14 protein-coding genes are annotated in these 24,982 nt (G+C 38.2%); 8 read left to right on the forward strand and 6 right to left on the reverse strand.

Annotated elements, in window-relative coordinates:
• The first annotated feature begins 331 nt into the window (after window positions 1-331).
• Both prmC and BM141_RS03435 read left to right on the forward strand, forming a co-directional pair.
• Window positions 332-1,213, forward strand: coding sequence for a peptide chain release factor N(5)-glutamine methyltransferase (gene prmC / locus BM141_RS03430; protein ID WP_245763970.1), 882 nt, complete (start codon window positions 332-334; stop codon window positions 1,211-1,213).
• A 90-nt stretch (window positions 1,214-1,303) separates the two neighbouring features.
• The gene (locus BM141_RS03435) at window positions 1,304-1,792 is read left to right on the forward strand and encodes a DUF6702 family protein (protein ID WP_143090782.1); all 489 of its coding nucleotides are present in this window, start codon (window positions 1,304-1,306) and stop codon (window positions 1,790-1,792) included.
• A gap of 18 nt (window positions 1,793-1,810) precedes the next feature.
• On the opposite strand, the gene BM141_RS03440 is transcribed toward BM141_RS03435, so the two are convergent.
• Window positions 1,811-3,100 carry an MFS transporter gene (locus tag BM141_RS03440; protein ID WP_091540055.1) on the reverse strand — a complete coding sequence of 430 codons (1,290 nt, stop codon included), beginning with the start codon at window positions 3,098-3,100 and terminating at the stop codon, window positions 1,811-1,813.
• A gap of 374 nt (window positions 3,101-3,474) precedes the next feature.
• On the opposite strand from BM141_RS03440, the gene BM141_RS03445 reads away from it, so the two are divergent.
• The 4 genes from BM141_RS03445 to BM141_RS23620 all read left to right on the forward strand — a co-directional run bounded on the left by BM141_RS03445 (window position 3,475) and on the right by BM141_RS23620 (window position 10,170).
• Window positions 3,475-3,873 (forward strand): hypothetical protein, encoded by a 399-nt coding sequence (locus BM141_RS03445; RefSeq protein WP_143090783.1) that lies wholly within the window; start codon window positions 3,475-3,477, stop codon window positions 3,871-3,873.
• 181 nt (window positions 3,874-4,054) lie between these two features.
• On the forward strand, window positions 4,055-5,584 hold the full coding sequence (locus BM141_RS03450) for a M20/M25/M40 family metallo-hydrolase (RefSeq protein WP_091540060.1): 1,530 nt from the start codon (window positions 4,055-4,057) through the stop codon (window positions 5,582-5,584).
• 21 nt (window positions 5,585-5,605) lie between these two features.
• A complete protein-coding gene (lysA, locus tag BM141_RS03455) occupies window positions 5,606-6,760 on the forward strand; it encodes a diaminopimelate decarboxylase (protein WP_091540062.1) in 1,155 nt (384 codons plus the stop codon).
• Between the two features lie 422 nt (window positions 6,761-7,182).
• A complete protein-coding gene (locus tag BM141_RS23620; RefSeq protein ID WP_262509445.1) occupies window positions 7,183-10,170 on the forward strand; it encodes a T9SS type A sorting domain-containing protein in 2,988 nt (995 codons plus the stop codon).
• Between the two features lie 315 nt (window positions 10,171-10,485).
• Here BM141_RS23620 and BM141_RS03470 read toward each other — a convergent pair whose 3' ends face one another.
• The 5 genes from BM141_RS03470 to BM141_RS03490 all read right to left on the reverse strand — a co-directional run bounded on the left by BM141_RS03470 (window position 10,486) and on the right by BM141_RS03490 (window position 19,007).
• Window positions 10,486-13,305 (reverse strand): outer membrane beta-barrel family protein, encoded by a 2,820-nt coding sequence (locus BM141_RS03470; RefSeq protein ID WP_091540068.1) that lies wholly within the window; start codon window positions 13,303-13,305, stop codon window positions 10,486-10,488.
• A 794-nt stretch (window positions 13,306-14,099) separates the two neighbouring features.
• Window positions 14,100-14,987, reverse strand: a complete 888-nt coding sequence (locus tag BM141_RS03475) for a DNA/RNA non-specific endonuclease (RefSeq protein WP_091540070.1) — start codon at window positions 14,985-14,987, stop codon at window positions 14,100-14,102.
• 17 nt (window positions 14,988-15,004) lie between these two features.
• The gene (locus BM141_RS03480) at window positions 15,005-17,008 is read right to left on the reverse strand and encodes a tetratricopeptide repeat-containing sensor histidine kinase (RefSeq protein WP_091540073.1); all 2,004 of its coding nucleotides are present in this window, start codon (window positions 17,006-17,008) and stop codon (window positions 15,005-15,007) included.
• 143 nt (window positions 17,009-17,151) lie between these two features.
• Window positions 17,152-18,429 carry an aspartyl protease family protein gene (locus tag BM141_RS03485; protein ID WP_143090784.1) on the reverse strand — a complete coding sequence of 426 codons (1,278 nt, stop codon included), beginning with the start codon at window positions 18,427-18,429 and terminating at the stop codon, window positions 17,152-17,154.
• A gap of 29 nt (window positions 18,430-18,458) precedes the next feature.
• Entirely contained in the window at window positions 18,459-19,007 is a 549-nt protein-coding gene (locus tag BM141_RS03490; protein WP_091540079.1) for a hypothetical protein, read from the reverse strand.
• A 716-nt stretch (window positions 19,008-19,723) separates the two neighbouring features.
• Here BM141_RS03490 and gatB point away from each other — a divergent pair.
• Both gatB and BM141_RS03505 read left to right on the forward strand, forming a co-directional pair.
• The gene (gene gatB, locus BM141_RS03500) at window positions 19,724-21,217 is read left to right on the forward strand and encodes an Asp-tRNA(Asn)/Glu-tRNA(Gln) amidotransferase subunit GatB (protein ID WP_091540264.1); all 1,494 of its coding nucleotides are present in this window, start codon (window positions 19,724-19,726) and stop codon (window positions 21,215-21,217) included.
• Window positions 21,218-21,677: 460 nt separating this feature from the next.
• On the forward strand, window positions 21,678-24,971 hold the full coding sequence (locus tag BM141_RS03505) for a SusC/RagA family TonB-linked outer membrane protein (RefSeq protein ID WP_091540086.1): 3,294 nt from the start codon (window positions 21,678-21,680) through the stop codon (window positions 24,969-24,971).
• Window positions 24,972-24,982: the final 11 nt, after the last annotated feature.

Consider the following 24,982-nt stretch of genomic DNA (forward strand, 5'->3'; position numbering starts at 1 on the left):
CCTTATTTTAAATCATCACGAAAAACGCCGCAATTTAGCAAAATATTCAGCAAAGGACAGGAAAATTTAGCCTAAAAACATCATTTTAAACTGTTAAAAGTGCATTTATTCACAAATAAAAAACGTTTGCTACTCATCAAAGTACTGTTTATGAATAATTTATCAAATCAAATTAGCTACTTCTTGTCCTGTGTAGTGTTTTGAATTTAACGAAATTTAACCTAAGATAATACTCCATACAGCCTACATCAGTACGCACTGATGCTTTATTGGGTTGCAGATAATACACATTGGGGTGTTTTTTAGCTTAAAATCGCATATTTATCGTATTTTGCAAGACTTTTTCACTTACTTCAATATGCCAAGTAAAGAAGTTTTTTCATACATTATTCATTCCCTCCAAGCGGTTTATGAGGAAAGAGAAGCGCAAAACATCGCTTTTTTGCTTATCGCTTTTTTGTATCAAATGAAGAAGCGAGATATTCTTTTGAATAGGGAAATTAGTGATAGCCAATATAATGCAAAGAATCTTGATGCTTTTATTTATCGCTTACAGCAGCATGAGCCTATCCAGTATGTACTGGGAGAAGCTCATTTTTACGGACTCGACCTGCTGGTAACTCCTGAGGTGCTTATCCCAAGACCAGAAACTGAGGAATTGGTACATCTGATTATTCAAGAAAATAGACACATCTCGAGTCTAAATGTCTTGGACATAGGAACTGGAAGTGGCTGTATCCCGATTACCCTGAGTAAATATTTGAAAAATGCCCAGATTCATGCCATAGACATTAGCCAAGAGGCATTGGCAATCGCTCAGAAAAACGCCCAAGCCAATGAAGCCCATATCATATTTCATCAGTTTGATATTTTATCTTCTGACTTAGAGGCTCTACCCTTATTTGACATTATTGTAAGTAATCCACCCTATATTAGGGAGATAGAAAAAAAATATATGCAAGCCAATGTACTTCGCTACGAACCTATACAGGCTTTGTTTGTACCTGATAATCAGCCATTATTGTTCTATGAACGTATTGCAATGCTTGCCTCAAAAAGACTGAAGAAAGGTGGGAGGCTCTACTTTGAAATTAATGAAAACTTTGGTAAACAAGTTACCGACCAACTTTTGTCTTTGCACTTCAAAGAAGTAAAAACCTTCAAGGATTTGCAAGGGAAAGACAGAATTGTCAGGGGGAATCTCTCTTTCTGAAGAATAAAATCACTAAATTTGCCAGAAAATAGCCACTTAATCAAGATGATGCTTAATAAAATCTTTTTCTTCTATTTGTTTTGTATTTGTTTGCCGTGCTTATCAATATCCTCTTTTACAAGAGAATATCACCCTATTCACCTTTCTATTACTGATGTGGAACACAATCCCAAAGACCAATCATTAGAGATAGTCCATAAGGTATTTATAGATGATTTGGAGAAAATTTTGGAAAGTACTTATCGTACTCGCTTGCACCTTGCTACTGACAAAGAACACGCTGATACAGACAAGTTCATTGTAGATTATCTAAAAAAACATTTTACCTTAGAAATAGATGGAAAGAGCTATGTGCCTGATTTTCACGGAAAATTTGTAAATGCAAAAGAAGATATTTTTGCAGTTTGGATATTAGCCAAAGTAGAGGGAATTGCCCAAATCAAAACTATCAAACATAGCAATACTATCCTGATGGACTTATATGACGACCAAGAAAACTTTACACACTTCAAATATCTGGGCAAACGCAAAAGTACCAGATTTAAGTATCAAGAAAAAATAGATGAAATTAGCTTTTAAATAAGGTTAGCGCAGAGGTTAATGCCTCTCAGTCCCCGTAGATAACGAAGTAGTGTTGGTTTTATCCTCCTTTACACTAAACCATATTAGAGAAGAAATGGCTAAGGTAATAGCACAGATAACAAAGATAATGCTCTTGTCAGAAGCATTTTCAATAATTTTCCCGAAGAAAAGACTTACAGCTAATTGAGGTAGTACCACAGAGAGATTAAAAATGCCCATGAACAAGCCCATTTTATTTTTATCAATCTTTTCACTCATAATCGCAAAGGGAAGACTAACTGTTGCTGCCCAACCTATGCCTACCACAGCCATAAAAAGGTAAAATAATGAAGGTGATGCTCCAAAGAAAACAATAGCTAAGTAACCTAAAGCCATAACAACAAGGGCTAAACTGTGTGTGTTTACCCGACCTATTTTGCGCGAAAGCGGCTCTAAAACGACAGAGGGAAGCAGAAAACCTACAGTATTTAAAACAGCAAAAGAAATACCTATCATTTGCCCTAATGCTGCATCAGATAAGGGAGCATCAAAAGGATTCATCTTTTGTTTGAAATATGCAAAAACAAATACAAACATGGTTTGTACCCCTAACCAAGTAAAAGCATGGGCAAGATAAATCTGAAAAAGCGTTTTTATTTGTGTTCTGTTAGCTTTGTTTCTATGCTCATCTGCTTGTATATTATTATCTTCTAATGCGATTGGTTCTTTGATAAAAAAGGGAGGGATAAAAGAAAAAACAAATACCAAAAATACGCTTAAATAGATAAGTAAGTAGTTCCCCCAGGCTACACTAATCAGATACGCCAAAACGCCAAACATGCCTGAGATAGTTTGCATCCAAGTATAGCCTTTGGTGCGTTGTTCTCCTGCGGGAGTTACATCGGCGATGATAGCACGTGTAGGATTAAAACTAATGTTGATAGACAAATCTAATATCAAAGCAATAACAATCGCAATCCACAGTATGTCTATAAAATTTAGTATATTGCTCAACTTGCCTATATTAGGTAAGGCTAAAAGCATAAGCGAAGCCAATATTCCCCCTATCAAAATAAAAGGTCGCCTTCTACCTCCCCAAAGCCAAACCTTGTCACTGACTACTCCCACAACCAACTGCCCTATGATACCTGCTAAAGGTCCTGAAGCCCATACGTACCCTACACTTTCTATGTCTAAGTTGTACTGAGTAGTCATGAGCCAACTTAAAGAAGCTATCTGCACGGACAAAGCAAAACCCATGGCAGTAGCGGGTAGGCTCAGCAATACATAAAAGGAATTGGTTAGTTTTTTTTGAATCTCAAGCATAACAAAGCTAATTACATTCTATTTGAGCAAAGGTATAAACTTTGTTCATACAAACAAGCAAGAAAGCTAAAATTCACTTGATAGATAAGTAGTTATGATAAAAAAATAAATTTTGGTTAAAATATTTTTATTTTAATGAACCTATTTGTAACTTGTAATCGTTATAGAGACAGGTTCTAAATATATAAGATATACTTGGCATTAGGAAGTCCTTAGTTTTGTTACAGATGCTTGGCTATTGTTCTTGCTAATGTTCCCTTTACCCCACACTTCATTTTACTAACTCACTTGCTTTTGTTTACCTACATTTCTAATTTTAAATGAGTAAAATTGCTACTCTTTGCCAAAAAGCCATAGCATACACATTTTTTATTATGCTATTGTTATTTTCTTTGTCAGTACAATCACAGTCTAAGGTTTTTGTTTCCCAAGACAAAAACTTGAATGGTAATCAAAAAATAGATTACTACTATGCCTATGGAGCTTCTGAAGACGAGCTTGCTTCTATTATGGAAGACCGCTTGTATGAAAGAGGAATTACATCACCTAAACCGTCAAGTCATGTAAGCACTTCGCAAAAAGGGTACGGAATAATCATTCAAAGTGCCTATACCAGCGAGTCAGGAAAAGTTTTGATTGCTCATGGAGTAGCCTTAGGCTGCAAAAATTCTGAAGATGCCAAGCGAAAAGCCTTAGAGGATTTGCAAAAAAGTAATCCCGAGTGGAAACCTATGGCTAAGTTTGAAGTAGTGGCTAAATTTGAAGATAAGTAATTCTTCACCGCCGCTGCATTGATAAACAATTAGGTTTACATATTATTGATATTTAGACTTCTCAATAAATTTTTGGGAAGTCTTTTTTATTTTCTAATCTACATAAAGCGTAATTTTAAGAGAAAATTGCCTTACTTCGCATCGTGGAAATGAATACAGCCCAATATAAAATTGATACTATATGAAAATACTTACTTTACTTTTTACTTTATTGACTTGCCAAGTGTATGCTCAGGAAGTAATCGAGAAAGTGCAAAACTACCGCAAAGCCAACGAGCATAAGTTATTAAAAGAATATTTGCAACTACTCTCCATTCCCAACATTGCCTCTGACAGCGCACATATCTTGAAAAATGCTGATTTCATTATGGGACTAATGCGAGAGAAAGGCATTGAAAAAGTACAATTATTAGATGCTGGGAAAACAGAAACTTTTGCGCCTCCTGCTATCTACGGCGAGGTCAATGTGCCTAATGCTAAACGCACTATTATTTTTTATGCTCACTATGACGGACAGCCTGTCAATCCCTTGCAGTGGTCGCAAGGATTATCTCCCTTCTCTCCTGTTTTTACCGACCAATCTCTTGAAAAAGAGGGCAAAATTATTCCCATTCCAACAGAGAATGAAGCTATCAATCCTGAATGGCGTATTTATGCCCGCTCTACTTCTGACGATAAAGGAGGGGTGTTTAGCATTTTGAATGCTTATTATGCTCTTGTAAAAAGTGGAATCAAGCCTACTTCAAACATCAAGTTTTTCTTTGAAGGAGAGGAAGAGGCTGGCTCCGCTCACTTAGGAAAAATCTTAGAAAAATACAAAAACCTACTTAAATCTGACTTATGGATTATCTTAGATGGTCCCGTCCACCAATCAGGTCGCAAGCAAGTCGTTTTTGGCGTAAGAGGAGATGTTAATATGAGTATCAAAGTTTTTGCTTCTAAAAGACCCTTGCACAGTGGGCATTATGGCAACTGGGCACCCAACCCTGCTATGCAGCTGGTTCATCTGCTTGCTTCTATGAAAGATGAAACAGGCAAGGTGCTAATAGACGGATTTTATGACGATGTTACACCGCTCTCAGCAACAGAAAAGCAAGCACTCGCCCAAGTGCCTTCGGTAGATGAGCAGATGCGCTCAGAATTGGGCTTTGCTAAGCCTGAGGGAGGGGGAATATCGCTGGTAGAGGCAATTAGCCTGCCTTCGCTAAATATCAACGGAATACAAAGTGCTAATGTGGGACCTATGGCGGCTAATGTGATTCCTACTACTGCAACCGTGGTTTTAGATTTACGTTTGGTGAAAGGCAATGATTATGTAAGACAAGTGGAAAAAGTAGTCAATCATATTCGCAAGCAAGGATTTTTTGTAACAGAAGAAGACCCTACTGAGGAGGAGCGTATGAAATACCCACTCATCGCCAAAGTAAGCACCAAAGGAGGCTACAATGCCCAAAGAACGCCTATGGACTTGCCTATTGCTCAGCAAGTAGTCAAAGCCGTGCAGTCGACTTCCAAAGAACCCATAGTCCTTTTGCCGAGTTCAGGTGGAAGCCTGCCTTTGTATCTCTTTGAAAAACATTTGAATACTCCTACGATTACCGTAGGAATCCCTAACCATGACAACAACCAACACGCAGAAAACGAAAATATCAGAATACAAAACTTGTGGAATGGCATAGAAACCGTTGCCGCCCTCATGACCATGAAGTAATCTAAAACTAACAATAAAAATATGTTTGATAATCAATTAATTGAAAAATTTAAAACCCTTGAAACCCCTTTTTATTACTATGATTTGGCTTTGCTTCATCGCACTTTGGCAAAGGTCAAAGAATTGGCAGAGAAATACCGTTTTCATGTTCACTATGCTTTGAAAGCCAATAGCAACGACAAGATTTTAAAAATTATTAGTAGTTATGGATTAGGGGCAGACTGCGTCAGCGGGAACGAAGTGCTAAAAGCCTTAGCTACAGGCTTTCAAGCAGACCACGTTGTATTTGCTGGGGTGGGCAAATCTGACAAAGAAATTCTCACTGCTTTAGAAAAAGATATTTTTTGTTTCAACTGCGAATCCTTGCAAGAAATTCAAGTAATCAATGAGTTAGCTGAGAAATCAAATAAAATTGCTTCTATTGCTATTCGCATCAACCCCAATGTAGAGGCAAATACGCACCAATACATTACTACGGGTAAGGAGGAGAATAAGTTTGGGGTGAATATGGCAGAACTGAACGAAATTTTGGAAGTGCTTAAAAACAGTACTTTCATCAAATTAGTAGGGATTCACTTTCACATCGGTTCGCAAATTCAAGATTTAGAGAACTTTAAAAACTTGTGTTTCAGGGTAAACGAAATTCAAGAATGGTTTACTGCACAAAACATCAGACTGACAGAAATCAATGTAGGTGGAGGTTTAGGTATCAACTACCATCAACCCGACCTCGAGAATATCGCAGACTTTGATAGTTATTTTAGTATTTTTAATCAATACCTCAAAGTAAAGCCTTCCCAACGCATACACTTTGAGCTTGGTCGTTCTATTGTTGCCCAATGCGGCTCATTGATTAGCAAGGTGTTATATGTAAAAAAAGGAACAAACAAGCAGTTTGCTATCCTTGATGCAGGCATGAACGTACTAATTCGCCCCGCGCTTTATCAAGCCTATCATAAAATAGAAAATATTACTTCAACATCTTCTGAAAGAGCAACTTATGATGTAGTAGGTCCCATTTGCGAGTCAGCAGACTTCTTTGGCAAAGAGGTAAGTTTGCCCATTACTCAGAGAGGCGATTTGATAGCTATTCGCTCCGCAGGGGCTTACGGCGAAGTGATGATGTCCGATTACAACTTGAAAGAGCAAGCAAAGAGTGTGTTATTGGCTATGTAAAGATATCGCTACTCTCGGGTTCTTGCGACCAATCGGCTTAGATTACTACAAAAATATTACTCCTCTGGGGGCAGTTTATACATACCCAACATCAAGGGTATGCTACATTTAAAAGTGATTGCTTGACTAACTCCGAAGGAGTGAAATCTGACTTATAACGCATAGTTGAAGTTTTCTTTTGCAAAGTTTATCCTTATTATTGGTAACATATTCGTAAAAATGTAAATCTTGCCAGGTAATTATCTATAAATAGTAAAAAATCTATTACCTGAGTAATTAATTTCAAAACATTACTCAAAATAAGATTTATAGAGTAAGATAGATTTCATAACAACTATGAGTATTCTTTATAACAACGCAAAATGTATAACTTTTGCACTATCTTTGCGTACTATATAAGTAAGTAAAATAGTTTAGGATATATGTTTTTTCATATTTATAGGCTTGTGAAGTTTTTTGTGAGTCTACCTTTTATTTTTATCAATTTTTTATGTCTTGCTCAAATCAATATAAGTGGTATTATTAACACTTATGCTCCTGTTACAGCTATCAGTTTTAATACAGGCACCGGGGTTACTAACTGTACGAATGTCAGACTTACTATTGGTGCAACCAGAGGAAGTGCCACTCCCTTTGCTGTAGGTGACAGAGTACTGATTATACAAATGCAGGGAAGCCGTCCCAATTTATCGAATAGTGCAAGTTTTGGACAAGTGCCTGCTACTCCGAGTGTTGATGCTTTGCTAAGTAGTGCAGGCAACTTTGAGTTTAGTACTATTTCTGCTGTTTCTGGAAGTAATATTACACTAAGTACCCCTCTTTCAAATGTTTATGACGTTTTTGGTAGTGTCCAGTTAGTCAGAGTACCTGTTTATACTTCCCTTACTAACGTAACCGTTGGTGGTCTAACGGCAAGCAATTGGGACGGAAGTTCAGGAGGTATCATTGCACTGATTTGTACTAATACTTTGAATTTAATAGGAAATATCAATGCTGATGCTGTAGGTTTTGCAGGAGGTGCCCCCGTTGGAGGTGGTACAACCACTTGTAGAACCAATTTTTTCTTTAACTCTGCTACAGCCCAAGGTGCAGAAAAAGGTGATGGGGTAGCGGTGGAAAACCCCAACTTTGCTCGTGGGAAAGGTGCATGGGCAAATGGAGGTGGAGGCGGGAATGGAGATAATAGTGTAGCAAGTGGCGGTGGAGGCGGTGGAAATGGTGGTGCAGGGGGAAATGGTGGACAGGGAAGTGGCTGTAATAACCCGGGCGTAGGAGGCTACGCGCTTGCTCCTTCCAATACAAGAATTTATATGGGAGGTGGAGGCGGTGGCGGATTTGGCACTAACGGAGGCACAGGAGGTGGAGGTGGCGGTATCGTCATTATTCAAACACAAAATTTAGTAGGTTTAGGGAATATTTTTGCAAGAGGTGCCAATGGTACGAATGGGGCAAGCAATGGTGCGGGTGCAGGTGGCGGTGCGGGTGGCTCTGTTTATTTGACTGTCAATAGTGGGACAAATACAGGTGCAAAGATTATCAATGTATCTGGCGGAAATGGCGGAAACGGCAACGGTACTGGTGGTGGTGGCGGCGGTGGTGGCGGCGGAGTCATTCGTACTAATGCTATTGGAGGTGATGCAATTACTCGAATTACTACTGCTGGAGCATTAGGTAATAGAGGTGGAAGTGGCTCCTCTGCTAATGGAGTGGCTGGTTCTGCTGGAGTAAATCAAACCACTTTATCTATTAATACTAATCCTACTTGTACAGCAACTATTACTGACATTGCGGCTTTATGCTCGCCTATAGCCACGGTAGGTGATGAGGCTTATCCTGCGGGTAGCTTTGGAGGAGTAACGGGTGTAGATGAAGTAGTTGCTACAAGTGGAGGGTTTAGCAATAATTGGAATGGAACAAGGTTCAAAACCAATGTAGCACCTTGGAATACCTTTGCTCCGGGCTATACATTTAGGACCCCCGCAGGAACAGTAATGACTACCCCTGCTGACGGCGAGTTTGCTATTGCTACTAATTGCGTTAACTCATACAGCAGTGATTTGTGGATTAATATGCCTGACAGGAGCGGTAACGGTTTTATGATGTTGGTGAATTGTTCATATCAGCCAAGTGTTATTTTTAACCAAAACATTTCGGGCTTGTGCGAAGGAGTAAAATACCAGTTCAGCGTTTGGTTACGTAACTTAGACCCAGGAAATAGAAGAAGTGTTACTAATCCCACAGGAAGTGCAGATTACGGACCTATTATTACAGGGTTGCCTGCAAACATCGCTGATGTTCAGAAAGTTTTTTCCCCCAACTATACAGGACAAGGAGGGTCGGGTAGCAGAGTATGTCCAGAAATAGAGTTTTTGATTAATGGAGCAGTAGTAGCTATTACAGGTCCCGTACCCAATAACTCTAACGGAGTAAATGGGGCTGGCGGGGCAAATACACAATGGACACAATATGGAGTAACTTTCAAGCCTATTACAAGCGGGACAATCAATCTTCAGCTACGTAATAAAGCACCGGGAGGTGGCGGGAATGATATTGCTGTAGATGATATTTCTTTTAGACCTTGCGGACCTGTAGTAGGGTTAGTGAGTAACGCTCCAAGCTGTGTACCACCTACGATTACGGCTAATGTAAGTATGGATTATGACACTCCCCAATTCCAATGGCAGAGTAGCGTTGATGGAGGTATTACATGGACTAATGTAGGTACGAATAGTAGCTCTTATATTATTCCTACCCCCAGTGACCAAAGTACTATTTTCAGAGTCATTGTGGCAAATTCCTTGTCCAGTTTAGCTTTACCTTCCTGTAGGGTGGTTACGCCAAGTATTGGTAACTTTTGTAACTTACTGCTTCCTGTGGAGCTGCTTTATTTTGATGCCCAAAAACAGGAAAATAAGGTCAAAGTTACTTGGGCTACTGCTATGGCAAAAGAAAATGATATTTTTGTAGTTGAGAGAGCTATAGATGGGGTAAATTTTATACCTATTGGGCAGGTAAAAGGGAAAGGCGACTCTAAGGCAAAGCAAGAATATAGTTTTTTGGATACCTCTCCTCTAAAAGGGATAAACTATTATCGTTTGAAACAAATAGATAAAAATGGGCAATTCACTTACTCTAAAATTGTAGCAGTGAATATGGATTGCTTAGATTGTATTGAAATGAATATCTATCCAAACCCAAGTAGCTCAGGGATTTTCAAACTTACTCATAATAGTTATGCCTTAGAAAAAGTAAATATTTGGGTTACAAACGCATTGGGTATGATTGTTTATGAAGGAAGCATGAATGAAAATAGTTACTTGCTAAACCTTTCTACTCAATCTAAGGGAGTTTATTTGCTTTCTTTACAATTCCCGCAAGAAACAAAAACCTACAAACTTATTATTGAATAATTGCTGTTCTTGGGTGTCCAACCCTTTGTTTGTGTGCCTGAAAAATTGCAATGGTCTATTGCATGTTAGAGTGTTTACTTATTCATAATCAATGAGTTAAACAGAATACTTTTTAAAATAATAATTTTAGAACACCGATTTTGTAGATTAGATAGATTTTCGCTGATGAATTACTTAAAAGTAATTGAACAATAAAACTAACATTAAAGTTAGTTTACAAAAAATCCATCTGCAACTCTTGCATAGTAAAAAGTTTAAAACCCCAAAGGTGCTAAAAACCTTCAGGGTTTGGATAGAAGCTAATAACAAAGCTAATCAATTTCTAATCATTCTCATCATTCCACCTCTTCTGCCTGCGGCTGGGTTCATGGCTTTGTTGAGCGCATAAGTAAAGCTCACCATAAAGTAGCGTCCTAAAGAGCGTATTACTGTTTGCTCTAAGTAGTTTATCTGTGCTTGTTGGCTTGCTCCTACGTTTTGGTTCAGTACGTTATTCACTGCAAACTTCAACTCACCTGCATTGGCTTTGAGGAAAGTTTTGGCTACGGAAAGATTTAAAATGGGAATTTCTTGTTTGAAGTCCGTAGTTTGGCTTTTGTAAATCAAATAATCAAAGTCTGTATTCAAGCTAAATCCTTGGGGGAAAGTAAAGTTTCCATCGGCAGTATAAGTCTGATTGACAAATACTTGATTTTGTCTTTCGTTAAATTCATATTTGGTTTCTTGCTTGCTGATGTCCGCACTCAGCCCTAAGTTTACCCATTCTTTCCAAGAAAAATCGTAACGCACTCTCCCTGAAATAGTTTGTTGGTTAAATTTATTTTCTACTTCGTTCAATACGTTGATACCCTGCATCAACGTATTATTAGAACTGATATTGAAGCGGCTATTCAGTTTTTTGATAGGGAAACCAAAAGAAACATTGCTTGTTAGCATCAGATTATCTTTGACGTTCACAGGCGTAGTTGTTCTTACAAACTGCCTATCTATGTTTTGGGCAGTAGTAATGAAGTTAGTCGTATAGACTGCATTGACAAAGGCAAAGAAATTGATAAACTTAATAGGGTCAAAGGTAAAGAAGTTCATACGTACATTGTGCTGATAAGCGGGGCGTAAGTTAGGATTCCCTACATAGATATTGAGTGGGTCGCGGTTATCCACCACAGGTTGTAGCTGAGTAATGCTTGGCTCTTGGATATTGGTTTCGTAGTCCAAGTTAAAGCGTTTGGCATTGCTAAAATTATAATTAAAGTGCGCATTGGGCAATAGGTTAGTAAATGTTCTATTGATTTCTGTATTTCTCAATAAAAGTTTGCCATTGATTTGGGAGTTTTGCAAACTCAAACCCGTAGAAAAGTTGTATTTCTTTTCATTCATGCGGTAGTTTACGCCTAATCTATTGTAAATAAAGTTATTATCAAATTTATTTGTCAGATTTTCATTGAGGATTTGCTCGTTATCCCTCAAATCATAGACTTCCTGATTGACCTTATTGATGTTATTGCGGAAATTGTAGTTTACTTCTAAGTATTTTCTTTTGGCGATAGGTTCGGTATAAGAAACCGTAGTCCCCAAAGTATAGGTATCATTTTCAGTATTACTTTTCTGATTGATATTTTGGATTTGCCCTAAGTTTCCATTGGGGAGGTAGTATTTATTCACCGCTTTCAAATCGCCTTTGCTATCCTGCTCATTGGCATTGAAGGTAAAGTTGGCGGAGAGTGTTCTCCCTTTTTTAGCAAAACGGTGGCGATAAAGCAAGTCGTTATTGAATCTCAGCGTATTTCCTGTTCTAAAATTGGTACGTTCTCCTTCGTTTTGCAACGAGTTTCTATCGTCTAAGGTTTTATTATAACTGTCTGTAAATGCTTCTGTTTGGTTATAAGTAAAAGCAGAAGTTAGCTTGAAAGAGTTGGCAGAGTCGAGTTTATGCTCTGCAATAAGATTGAGTCTGTGGTTGTTATTGGTATTGTTTTGCAGGGTATTTTGAGTAGCCGTAAAAGTACCCGTTGGCAAAAAGTTTTTCCTATCTACATCTTGTTCTGTTCTCTGACTCAGCCAATTGTAAAAATAGTTTCCTGTAATTTCAGTTTTAGGATTGAAGGTTTTATTAAAATTTACCCCAGCCGCCCAATTGGTCATAAATCCGTAGTTTCTCCCTCCAAAGTTCAAAGGAACACCTCCATTGTCTGAGTTAAACTCGAGGCGGACTGTCCCTCCGCTCATCATATTGCGAGAGTTGCCAGAGAAATTCATGTAATCGTCTATGGAGAATCCTTGCTGGTTTACATTGTTGCCCATGCCTAAAACAGAAAACTGACTTGTTTTAGAAAAGCGGTTGTAACTCAGTCGGTTTTCGTATCTTGCAGGTTTTGCCTCAGTATCTTTTCCCAATCCAAGCATGGCGTTTCCAAAGCCTCCATTTTTGTACTTTTCCTTTAATTCCAAGTTGATAGTTTTTTCTCTTTGCCCATCGTCTATGCCTGTAAAAGCAGTTTGGTCAGATTTTCTGTCATAGACTTGCACCTTCTCGATGGACTCGGCAGGGAGATTGCGCGTAGCAATTTTTGGGTCTCTGCCAAAAAAATCCTTTCCATTGACCGTAACCCGCTGCACTGTTTCTCCTTGTGCTTTGATAGTTCCATCTCTTTGCACTTCTACTCCCGGAAGTTTTTTTAGCAAGTCTTCTACCACTGCGTTTTGCTTAGTTTTAAAAGATTCCGCATTGAACTCCAAAGTATCTTTCTTAAAAGTAACGGGGGATTTTTCTGCTTGTACGGTTACACCAGCCAATTCTTTGATGAAAACCTCCATTTGAATTTTTCCAAGATTCAACTCACTCTGTTCGCTACCAACTGTAATCAGTTTATTAAAATTTTTATATCCTATGTAAGTAATTTTGAGCAAGTAAGTGTCAGGATTGACGTTTTTCATTTCAAACTCACCGTTTTCATTGGTGCGAGCAAAAGTCGTCAGCGTAGAATCTTTTGCTTGTAAGAGCATGACCGTAGCCACTTCCAAAGGTTTAGAAGTAGAGTCCACTACTGTACCTTTGACTGTTACTTTTTGAGCCACAGCAATTTGTGAAAGAAATAATAAGGAAATAAGTGCTTGTAAAAAGAATAACTTTTTCATTGAAGTCGTTTTTTGAGATGAAACAAAAAGTTTAAGTATGTTACTTTATCATGATTTGACACTCAAAATTATGCTTAAAAAGGATTAAAGTAGGTTAATACCTCTTGCAAAGATGTTAAGAAATGTAAAATAGGTATAGGCATGCCTCCTTCTAAGAGGGGAAATAGGTACTTTCGCAAGAACTCTATTGCATAGTCTTAGGGTCGTAACTCCTAAGACGTTCCTCCCTCCCGCAGGCAAAATTATTGGTGAATCTATAACCCTGTCAGAGCCACTCTACAAGGCTCTCACGAGTGTAATCCCACGCGTAGATTTTATCTTTTCTGCATCGTTTAGCGAAGTGTCTCTACATAGCACAAGGGATAGTTTTACTTTCTTTTCCAGAGTGAACCACTTTGCAAACTTACACGAATATTAGCCTTATTCGTCTAAGTAAGAAGTCTATTGGGAGAGTTTTTTAAATCTGATTAAAACGTTTACTAACTTTGTAGCGTAAAATCTCTTAGGAAACTCAGCAAGGTATGTTGAGATAAGGACTTAAAAAAGAACACAGTAAAACTAAAATGATTAATTTCCCTAAGAGTTTAAAAAACGTAAAACGTTATTATGCAGTAGTTCATTCGTTAAGCGAAGCAAGTAAAAACATAAGTTTGAAAAATTCGCAAAGTAGTATTCAAGGGCATCAAAATAAGCATAAAGATAATAGTAAGTTTTCATAAGATTTGTAGGATTAACTTAATTTGACGTTTGAAAAAAGGTATCTTCTTTGGGGATACCTTTTTTGTTTTACTTGTTTATCGTCTGGATTTGAACCACTTATTGATGTCAATACTTGCTTCTAAGCGATTTTCTAACTCGTCAGGGAGGGCAGGGAAAAAATCTATGCCTGTGATTCGCTCTATCTCATCTATACTTACTACAAAACTTTGTAAGGGCTGATTAGAGCCTTCATTTTTCATCAGAAAAGCAATCGCTTTGATTTCAGGCTCTTGTAAGTCCAAAATGATTTTATAAAACCGCTCAGGCACACTGATTTTATTTTTTTTCCCAATTTTTGGCAAGTCATTTTTAAGCACTGCTCCAGTAACAATATGGAGTTGTTTTTCTTTTTTTGCCCAGAATCTTACTCTTTGCTCTAAATCGCTCCAGATACCTCGATTAAATTGGGGGGCTTGTGGGCTTATATTACTCATAAAAAAGGTTTCGTCTAAAGCATTTTGTGCAAACTTAAAATCTGCCGCAGGGGCTAAATGCCCTCTATCATATCCTGAACCTGTATAGTCAGCGGGAAGGGCAGAGCCTGTGCTTACTTTCTCATCGGGTTTGAACTGGTTGCCTTCTCTGCTGGTATTTTTCTCAAGATAGCTATCAAGCAGTACATAGGCTACCCAGGCGGGTTGCTCATGTTTTTCATCATAGCAAACAGTATAATAGGTCTGTATAATAATTTGGCAAGTAGCAAGAGAAACAGGAAAAATTACATCATCTTGTTTTTTTATATTTTGTCCTTTGTTGATATTATCAATTTTTTCTCCAATGATTTCTTGATACAGGTTCAAAAATTCTGTTAAAAAGTCTTTTTGATAAGTAAAATATAAAAATGCACCTATCAATAGCACTACTATCCATTTTTTAATTTGTATGCCAAAAAATGAACCTTTAGTTTTTCTTCTTCTCGCCATTCGTTTTTAAGGGGGTATTACTCATTTTTTAACTTAAATTCGACAATAAAGTTCGCACCGTTGTCTATTTCGCTCTCACACCACACTTTCCCGTTCATAGCTTCTACATATTTTTTGACAATAGATAAGCCTAAGCCAATGGATTTTTCGCCTTGAGTGGGTCTGGCACTTAGCTGTTGGAATTTCCCAAACATCTTTTTCTTATCCTCCTCGCTGATACCTTGTCCTTGGTCTTGCACCTCAATTCTGGCAATATTTTCGTGCTTATAAACTCGCAAAAATACTTTTTTATTTGAGGGAGAGTACTTTATTGCATTGGAAACTAAGTTTTCAAATATCTGAGTAAGATAGTTTTTATCTAAGTTAGGAACGATAACCTGTGGATGGAGGTCTTTGATGATTTCTATGTTTTTAGCTTTTGCGTTGTCCTCAAAGTTTTTTGCTACACTTTCCATAATCACGGAAATATTGAGGTCTTCCCTTTGCAGGTTCACTTTTTGTGCGTCTATAGCATTGACATCTAAGGTTTTGTTTATCATCAATGTCATGCGCTCTATTGCTCCTTTGATAAGCCTGATGTATTCCTCTTTTTCTTCTGGGCTTACTTCATTCTCACTCATTTGCAGGACATTGACTAAGCCTTTGATTTGGCTAAGAGGGTTACGGAGGTCGTGAGCGACTATACCTATCAGATGATTTTTTTCTTCATTGAGGTAGGAAAGTTCATGATTTTTCTGCTCCAATTCCATGTTTTGCAGAGCAATGTTTTCTTTTTGAGAGCTGATTTCTTCTTGTTGGTACAGGATTTCCAAATTCTTCTTTTCTAAAAGCCGGTTTATCTTATTTTTACTTTTTATCCCTCTATACAAAATAAAGGCAATCAAACAGATAAGCAAAAAACTCACTAATAAAAAAATATTCAAATAGCGTTGCTGCGCAAGGTTCTCTTCCCTCATCTGTTCGTTTTTCTTTAAAAGTTCTATTTCTTTGTCTTTACTTTCTGCATCGTGAATAGACTGCATTCCTGCTATTTGACGCGACATACTCTCATTCAGCACCGAATCCTTGTAGGCATGATACAATTTGTAATAGTCAAAAGCTAAGTTAGAGTTGCCTACTCTCTCTGCCGTCAGGTAAAGCTGTCTATAGGCTTCAGCTATATCAGCCTTAGAACCAAGCTGTTGCGAAAGTGTTAAAGCATCTTTAAACCAATCAAAGGATTTTTCAAATCTATTTTTTTCTCTAAAAACAATGCCTGTTAGAAGAAGGCTGGCAGCGGCATCGTATCGGTTATCTATGCTAATGAGGTACTTGTAAGCACTGCTCAAAAATGGTAAAGCCTCCAGATATTTGCCTTGGTCTATGTAAATTTGACCTTTGGTCATCAGGGCAAGTCCTTTATCATTGATATTCTCAAATTTTTGAGCAAGAAAAAAGGCTTTGTCCACGTAAAAAAGCGCACTATCCAATTTTTTTTCTTTTCTATAAAACTCACCCAAATGTAGATAGAGTTGGGTCAGTTCCTTATTAGCATTGAGTTTCTCAGAAAGGGTTATGGCTTTCAATCTGTATCCTAATACTTTTTTTCTGTAAGTAGTATCATGCTCGCTTAGATGAAAGTTAAACAAAGCTACTTTGTCTAAAAGCCCAATGGTTAATGTATCATATTTTTTCGCCTCAGCTATCCTTAGCCCTTCTAAGGCGTATTCTAATCCTTTGGAGTAATCACCCAAAATATGGTAAATTGACGCTAAGTTTTGATAGGCAATCGCTAACTGATAGGGATCATCTATTTTTTTGGCAAGTTCGGTAGCTTGCTTAGCGTATTTGAATGCTTGTTGGGGAAAATTTTTTATCAAAACCATGCTTAATCTATTGGCTATTAATAACTTAGCCCTGTCATTGTTAGTACGGTGCAAAGCACTAATCAGGCTATCAGCTACTACGGTCTGTGCTTGAGCATGAGAGGCAGAGATAAAGAAAAATAATATGAAAATGATATGTTTGGAATGGATAAGCAAAGGTGTATATTTTAAATGATGCTAAAATAGCAATCACTTATTTGATGAGGAAATAAAAAAGAAAAAAAGTAAAAAAGACTTGATATTGTAAAATCAAAATCTTGATTTTATACTATTAAAGAGGCTCTAAACGGAAAATATTTCTATATCGGTTTTTCCAAAGCAAACTCGAAACGCATCACTACCCCATTGCGTTGGACGCTGATAACGATTTTTCTACCTGCCTTGCTCTGGAAAAGGGCTATGATTTCATTGAGGGAGTATTGGAAAGCAAGTTTATTGTTCAGATAAAGCAGTTGGTCGCCTTTCTTTAGTCCGGCTCTCTCGGCAGGCGAGTCTTCCTCGATGTCCGAAATTACATATAGGGGCAGTCCCGGCACAGGGGTAGAGATTTCTATGCCACTCATATTATAGACAAAAGGTTTTTTGAAGTATGCGTTAGGGCGTACAATCATGCGCTGATTGAGATAATCAAAAGTGAGGTGAAAGCGTTTGAGAATCTCTGCTCCTACGTTCCCATTGCGGCGCTCTGCTACATCGACCACGTGCCGCAAAGAAGCAGAATCAGGAAAAGAAGTAAGGATATTGTCCAATTCAAACCCCCCTAAATGAAAGGATTTGATTCTACCAATTTTGCCGCGAATATCCCCGTTTAGCCCACGCCCTAAATAAGCATCTCTGATTTTGGAGGGTAATCTTATGTTTGCATTAGAAAATATATCCAAAGAAAGTGCATGACTTGCTCCTGTATCTACAATCAGTTTTACATCCACCCAATTATTATCATCTGACATTATTTTTGCTTTGACATAGGGTTTGCCTTCTTCTACTGAGATAGGGATTACATTATCCTTTTTTTTGATTTTGAATCGGCTATGATGTCTAAGCAGTAGTTCTTTGCGCTCATAGTTGATGTCCACTACAAAATTTTTAAACATGTCATATCCTAAAATCCCGTGAATCCTCATACCCAGCTTGGAGGAGAAAAAGAATACATCTTGCAACAAAATGAGTATGTCTTGATTGATGCCATAGATGCCGGGAAGGTCTATACGATTTCCAAAAGAGTGGATAGCTTCTACGTCTTCTCCCTCACCCAGTCCTTTGATTTTAATTTTTCTGGCATATTTTAATTGCAATGAGTCGCCTGTCCGCAAGCCAATCAGCAGGGCAGTCCTCACCCCCGTATCCAATATAAAATTCATAGTATCTGACTTATTTAGTCGCAAAGGAATGATAATCAGATTATTGACCATTTTGAAGGGAATGGTAGAAAACTTGCGACCATTAGAAAAATACAGAGAATTATCATAGGGATTGATAGGAGTTTCTATAGTCTTACATGCAGAAAAAAAGACAATGATGCACAAAAAAGGCATAAACCTTTTCCATAGGAAAAAGCATGTCAAAGCTACATTCATAAATTTATCTTACGTCGTTATTCATTAGGTTAAGTACTTTTCAAAAACACAAAATAGTAGATAGCAATAGCCAGTCCTACTAAAATTACACCCGCAATGAAGCCCCAAATCCACATTTGAGTACTTTTGGCTCTATATTTTGCCTCTAAAGCATTCATTTTTTTCTCATAGTCCTTTTTGAGCTTCTCAGCGTGCTGAGCGATTAACTGCTCCATAGGCATACTAGCTAACTGCTTTTCCAACTCATTCATATAAGCAGTTTTCTCCTCAATTTGTTGTCTTTTTTGTTCAATTTGGACTTCTAATTTTTCAATAATGTTTTGGCTCTCGTTAGCCACCTGCTTCAATTGGTTGAGAAATTCCTTAGTGGCTTGGTCATCTACTGAAAATGCAGGCGCATAAGTGGCTGTTCCCATAGTTGGCATAGAGGGAGAAGCACTCATCGCTGCTTGTTTGCGTGCTGAAAGACTTTTGATGAAAAGAAAAGTTAGCAAAATGATAAATAATAAGCCCACAATCACATAACCCGCTAACATTCTATTTTCTTGTAAAATACGCAATATCTCCTCGAGGCTCATAATGAATAAAATTTGTAAAAGTTAGATGTAAAGAAAAATTTGAATACTTGCTAAAGCAAACTGTTCTCTATGAGAATGTTTGTTTAATTTAACTTTAAAATTAGCAAAAAATTAAATGTAAATTCATAAATGCCAAAGAAAAATCGGAAAGATAATAAGTAGGATGGTAAATTTATTGAAAACATCTCAACAGAGGGTGGTGCTTCTTTGCCTTTGTTGGTATTGAACGCGGTGGTATGCGACACCAACAAGCATTTTTCATTGGTAAACAGCAAGTTATAAAGTAAAAAGGGGCAAGCTTTATTATTTGAGCAGTGAATTTCATAAAACTCAACTGCACCTCTTGGAGAGTATAGGGAGGCATGATTTTCCATAACAGATGGATATGATTCCACATCATAACAAAGCCTACCTACTGACTACCTGATTGGTCAATACCTGCAACTCTTTGTAAAATATGGACATGATAAAGGGCATACAAGTAATTAATTTGCTCGGTATTCTTCACTTGCAACTTATTATTCTTCTATCCCAAAGCAGCTAACTTGGCAAGTACATCTCAAAGCAGGTCTTGTAAACTTGTTATGTCATCAGGTAATTTCATAGCGTTAAACTAAAACTTTTTTCCTAATTTTGCGAGTAATTAAATAGTTACAAAAATTTTGCTGCTAAAAAACAGATTAACAAAAACTTACAAACTAAAACCCATCAAAGATATGGTAAAAGAGCAGAAGAAGCAAACACTGATTACAGACCCTACTATTTTGGATAGATACGAGTTAATCGTTGGCTTGGAAGTTCATGCCCAGCTACTTACCAAAAGTAAAATATTTTCTACTGATGCTACTATTTTTGGGCAAGCGCCAAATACCAATATCAGTGTAGTAACTTTGGCTCATCCTGGTACCTTGCCAAAACTCAATAAAAAAGCCGTAGAACTCGCAATCAAAATGGGTTTGGCTTGTGGTTGTGAAATCTCTCGCTACAATATTTTTGATAGAAAAAACTATTTTTATCCTGACTTGCCCAAAGGCTATCAAATCACCCAAGATAAAACGCCTATCTGTAAAGGAGGATTCATAGAAGTGAAAACAAAGGAAGGCTCAGTTTCACGGATTCGCTTAAATCGCATTCATTTAGAGGAAGATGCAGGAAAATCTATTCACTTGGAAGGGGGTAATGAATCGCTCATAGACCTCAATCGCGCAGGGACTGCTCTGATAGAGATAGTTTCTGAACCTGACATTCGCCTATCAGAAGAAGCCTATGTTTACATGACTGAGATTCGCCGCTTGGTGCGTTACTTGGAGATTTGCGATGGCAATATGGAGGAGGGTTCTATGCGTTGCGATGCCAATGTGTCAGTACGCTTGAAAGGAGAAAAGAAATTAGGCAAAAAAGTAGAAGTCAAAAACATGAACTCAGTTCGCAATGTGCAAAGAGCGATAGATTATGAGTTTGTGCGACAGGTTACTTTGATAGAAAATGGGGAAAACATCGTTTCAGAAACGAGAACTTTTGATGCAGACACAGGAAAAACTTACAGCATGAGAGAAAAAGAAGAAATGAATGACTACCGCTATTTCCCTGAGCCAGACCTTGCCCCTTTTGTAGTTACAGAAGAATATTTAGCAAGTATCAAAGCCCAAATGCCACCACTCCCTGCCGAACTTTTTGAGAAGTTTACCAAAGTGTACGGCTTGCCAGAATACGATGCAGGTGTCCTTACTGACGAAAAAAATATAGCTCTTTATTTTGAGGCAATTTGCTCAAAAACAAAGAATTATAAAGCTGCCTCTAATTGGCTTATGGGTTCGGTCAAATACCACCTCAATAAATTAGAGATTGATATAGCAGATTTTCCTTTGAAGCCAGAGAGAATCGTAGAACTCATTGATTTAGTAGATGCGAACAGGATTAGCTTTTCTATTGCCTCGAGTAGGTTATTCAATATCATGGTCGAGAATCCAGAAAAAACTGCCTTAGCATTGGCAGAGAAACACAATCTTTTGCAGGAAAGCGATGACAATGCGATTTTGCCTATCATCGAAGAGGTTTTGGCAAAATATCCTGACAAAGTACTTGCCTATCAGAAAGGGAGTAAAAATCTTTTGGGAATGTTTATGGGAGAGGTCATGCAATTAGGCAAGGGGAAAATAGACCCTAAAAAAGCCAATGAGTTGATTAGAAGTGCCTTAGAAAAAAAGTAGGATATTAGCTCAAACAAGATTGCTTGCATCTTGTAATCAAAAGTAATATTTCTCAATTTTAAGCAAAAATTAAGCGATATATTTTGGAAGCAAGTTATTTTGAACCTTGTTTATCAATAACTTGTATTTCTGCTTTCTTTTATAGAAAGCAGATAAACTATGTAATAAATTAGAATCATATAATATTTGATTAACATCTTTTTAGCAAAATTTTGTTATGAAAACTAAAAAAAGTATAATTTTTAGCCTTCTGCTCAATCGTTAAATTGCTATGGATTAGCTTCTTTGATTACTTCCACATCTCCTTTTCTAAGTTTTCTCATAAAAAGCTACTTGAATTTGTTTTTTCCCAACTTCACAATACGATAAAAATTCGGTTACGCCTAATACATCTTAGCTACCTACCTTTGAATCTTGGAATAAAACAAAATTTCCTTAGAAAAACAAAAATCAAAACTTTATGAAAAACAATTTTTACAGATTTTTTCTATTCTTAGGAGTAGCAATAGGTTTGCTATTTTCTATGAATATGCAAGCACAGGATAAAATGCTTCGCGGCAAGGTTACTATCGCCTCTACAGGTGAGGAGTTTCCTGGTGTGAGTGTTTTTATTAAAGGCACTACCGTAGGTACAGTTACAGGGACAGACGGCACGTATAGTTTGAAACTACCTACTAATGCAAATATCGTTGTTTTTTCCTTTGTAGGTTACAAAAGTGTAGAAGTAGCTATTGGCGGGCAAAGCACCATAGACGCCCAATTAGTAGAAGACGTACAAAGTCTTAATGAGGTGGTGGTTACAGCCTTAGGGGTAGAGAAAGAAAAGAAAGCCTTAGGCTATGCTACGCAAACGATTCAAAGCAATGATTTGATTCAGGCACGCGAAACCAACTTGGTAAACTCCTTGGCTGGAAAAATAGCTGGGGTTACAGTAGTGGGCAATCCCACAGGAATAGGTGGCTCAGCAAGGGTGATTATCAGGGGAGAACGCTCTTTGAATATCAACAACAACCAACCCTTGTTTGTAGTGGACGGTGTTCCAATCAGTAACAATAACTACGGTTCGTCTGGCAGGAGCAACCAAGAGGCAGACTATGGCAACGGGGCAGGTTTCATCAATCCTGACGACATAGAGTCCATGACTGTACTCAAAGGCGGTGCTGCCTCCGCTTTGTATGGCTCTCGTGCTAATAATGGTGTAATTGTCATTAAAACGAAGTCTGGCAGAGGAACCAAAGGCATCGGGGCAACAGTAAACTCTACACTTACTTTTGAAAACGTATTGCGGCTGCCTGAATATCAAAATGTTTACGGTCAAGGTTTAGGGGGCGTATTTGAGTTTAGGGATGGCAATGGTGGCGGTCTGGCTGACGGGGTAGATGAAAGTTGGGGACCTGCCTACAACGGACAACTTATTAGACAATTTGATTCGCCAACTTCTAATGGTCGTCGTGGTGGTGATGTAGGAAACTTGAATACAAGAATAGGACCCGTAAACTTAGCAGCGCAGTTAGCTGCGAGAGGAGAAATCCAACCAACACCTTGGGTAGCCAGACCTGACAACGTGAAAAACTTTTTCCAAACAGGACTAACTTTTACCCAAAATGTAGCTTTAGCAGGAAGTAATGAAAACGGAGATTTTCGTGTTTCTTATACTTACTTAGACCAAAAAGGAATTGTGCCTAATACAGATTTGAATAGAAATACTTTTGCCTTTGCAGGCGGTTACAACCTAAGCAAGCGATTGAAGGCACGTGCTGTAATCAATTACATAAAAAATACAAGTGGCAACAGACCTAATTTGAGCTATGGTACGGAAAATATCATGTATCTGTTCAACTGTTGGTTAGGCAGACAAGTAGATGTGCAAGCCATGAGAGATTACTGGCAGTTTGGTCGCGAAGGGCTAAATCAGTTTGGTTTTAACTACAACTATCACGACAACCCCTATTTCAACGTTTTTGAAAATACCAACGGACAAAGTTTGGACAGGGTATATGGCAATCTTTCCTTGACTTACCAGTTTACAGATTGGCTAAACTTGATGGTGCGTAGTGGCACAGACTTCAGCAATGAGTTCCGCGACCGCCGCCGTGCTTACAGCACACAAAGATTTCCATTGGGAAGTTATAGAGAAGAAAAAATATTTTACGAAGAGCGTAACACCGATTTCTTGCTAAGTGCCAATAAAAATCTGAGCGAAACTATCTCACTTACAGCAAGCGTAGGAGGGAATACACTCACGCAAGTATTTAATACTTCTGATGTTTCTGCCCCTGAATTGGCGGTACCGGGCGTGTATAGCTTAGGTAACTCTCGCGTAGCTATCCAAGCCTCCGCTTTCCGCTCTAAAAAACGCATCAATAGTTTGTATGCTTCCGCTCAGTTAGGGTATAAAAATTTCTTGTACTTAGACCTCTCAGCCCGTAACGACTGGTCAAGTACTTTACCCAAAGGAGAGTGGAGTTATTTCTATCCTGCGGCGAATCTAAGTGCAGTTATCAGTGATATGGTAGAACTACCTAAGTTGATTTCTTTTGCCAAAGCACGCGTAGGTATTGCTCAGGTAGGTAACGATACACAACCCTATCAGTTACAAGCAGTTTATAATGCAGAAACTCCTGTAAAAGGGCTTCCTGCTTACGGAGAATCCTCTGTTATTCCTAATTTGAACTTAAAACCTGAGCTAAGTACCTCGTTTGAAGCGGGGATAGATGTACGATTATTAGAAGGTCGCATTGGCATAGACTTTACCTATTACAACACTCGCAGCAGAAACCAAATCATTGGTATTCCTTTGTCTAATACTACGGGGTATTCTTCTCGCATCATCAACGCAGGTCTGATAGAAAATAGAGGGATAGAATTGATGCTTAATGTAGTACCTATCCAATTAGACAATAGCATAAGATGGTCAATAGATTTTAACTTTTCTCGCAATCGCAGCGAAGTAAAAGAATTAGCCGAGGGAATCCAAAATTTTGTGATGGCAAGCCGTTACCTAAGCGTAGAAGCAAGAGTAGGCGGTAGAATGGGCGATATGTACGGTATTGGATTTGCCCGCGTGCAAAATACTGACCCTAACGGCAAATACTACGACCCTACAGGGCAGTTCGTAGGGCAGGTAGTTTATAACACAGCAGGTAAACCTATCCCAACTGACCAAGTCATTAACTTAGGCAACTACAACCCTGACTGGATGTTGGGTATTACCAATACGTTGAGTTACAAAGGAATTAATTTTAGTTTCTTGTTTGACATTCGCCAAGGTGGAAAAGTGTATTCACACACACAAACTGTTGGTCGCGAAGGTGGTATGATTATCGAGACCTTAGAAGGTCGTGCCAATGGATACGATTTGAGCCTACCGGGAAACGGGGTAATTGGACAAGGAGTAGTGCAAAATGCTGATGGCTCTTTCAGACCTAACGACTTCAAACTCTCTGCCCGCGAATGGCATACCTCTATAACGCTTGGAAGAAGACTATTGGAGGGTATGGTTTACGATGCCTCTTTTGTGAAGCTAAGAGAAGTCAAATTGGGCTATACTTTGCCTAACAAGTTTATGGGAAGGCTACCTTTCAGAGATGTAAATATCTCTTTTGTAGGTCGTAACCTGTTCCTCTGGACAAATGTGCCGCACATAGACCCAGAAACTGCCTCTACCGCAGGCGGAACGATTATACCCGGAATAGAATCAGTGGCTCTACCTTCTACGCGTAGCTATGGTTTCAATCTTGGCTTCAAATTCTAAAAAACTCATAC

The sequence above is a fragment of the Thermoflexibacter ruber genome (genome assembly GCF_900113045.1).
Lineage (GTDB): Bacteria > Bacteroidota > Bacteroidia > Cytophagales > Thermoflexibacteraceae > Thermoflexibacter > Thermoflexibacter ruber.

Bases quoted from the DNA above. Each gene is read 5' to 3' on its own strand.
- gatB (WP_091540264.1), top strand. From the start codon at position 19,724: ATGGTAAAAGAGCAGAAGAAGCAAACACTGATTACAGACCCTACTATT.
- lysA (WP_091540062.1), top strand. From the start codon at position 5,606: ATGTTTGATAATCAATTAATTGAAAAATTTAAAACCCTTGAAACCCCT.
- BM141_RS23620 (WP_262509445.1), top strand. From the start codon at position 7,183: ATGTTTTTTCATATTTATAGGCTTGTGAAGTTTTTTGTGAGTCTACCT.
- BM141_RS03485 (WP_143090784.1), bottom strand. From the start codon at position 18,429: ATGAATGTAGCTTTGACATGCTTTTTCCTATGGAAAAGGTTTATGCCT.
- BM141_RS03475 (WP_091540070.1), bottom strand. From the start codon at position 14,987: ATGGCGAGAAGAAGAAAAACTAAAGGTTCATTTTTTGGCATACAAATT.
- BM141_RS03450 (WP_091540060.1), top strand. From the start codon at position 4,055: ATGAAAATACTTACTTTACTTTTTACTTTATTGACTTGCCAAGTGTAT.
- BM141_RS03440 (WP_091540055.1), bottom strand. From the start codon at position 3,100: ATGCTTGAGATTCAAAAAAAACTAACCAATTCCTTTTATGTATTGCTG.
- BM141_RS03505 (WP_091540086.1), top strand. From the start codon at position 21,678: ATGAAAAACAATTTTTACAGATTTTTTCTATTCTTAGGAGTAGCAATA.
- BM141_RS03470 (WP_091540068.1), bottom strand. From the start codon at position 13,305: ATGAAAAAGTTATTCTTTTTACAAGCACTTATTTCCTTATTATTTCTT.
- BM141_RS03445 (WP_143090783.1), top strand. From the start codon at position 3,475: ATGCTATTGTTATTTTCTTTGTCAGTACAATCACAGTCTAAGGTTTTT.
- BM141_RS03490 (WP_091540079.1), bottom strand. From the start codon at position 19,007: ATGAGCCTCGAGGAGATATTGCGTATTTTACAAGAAAATAGAATGTTA.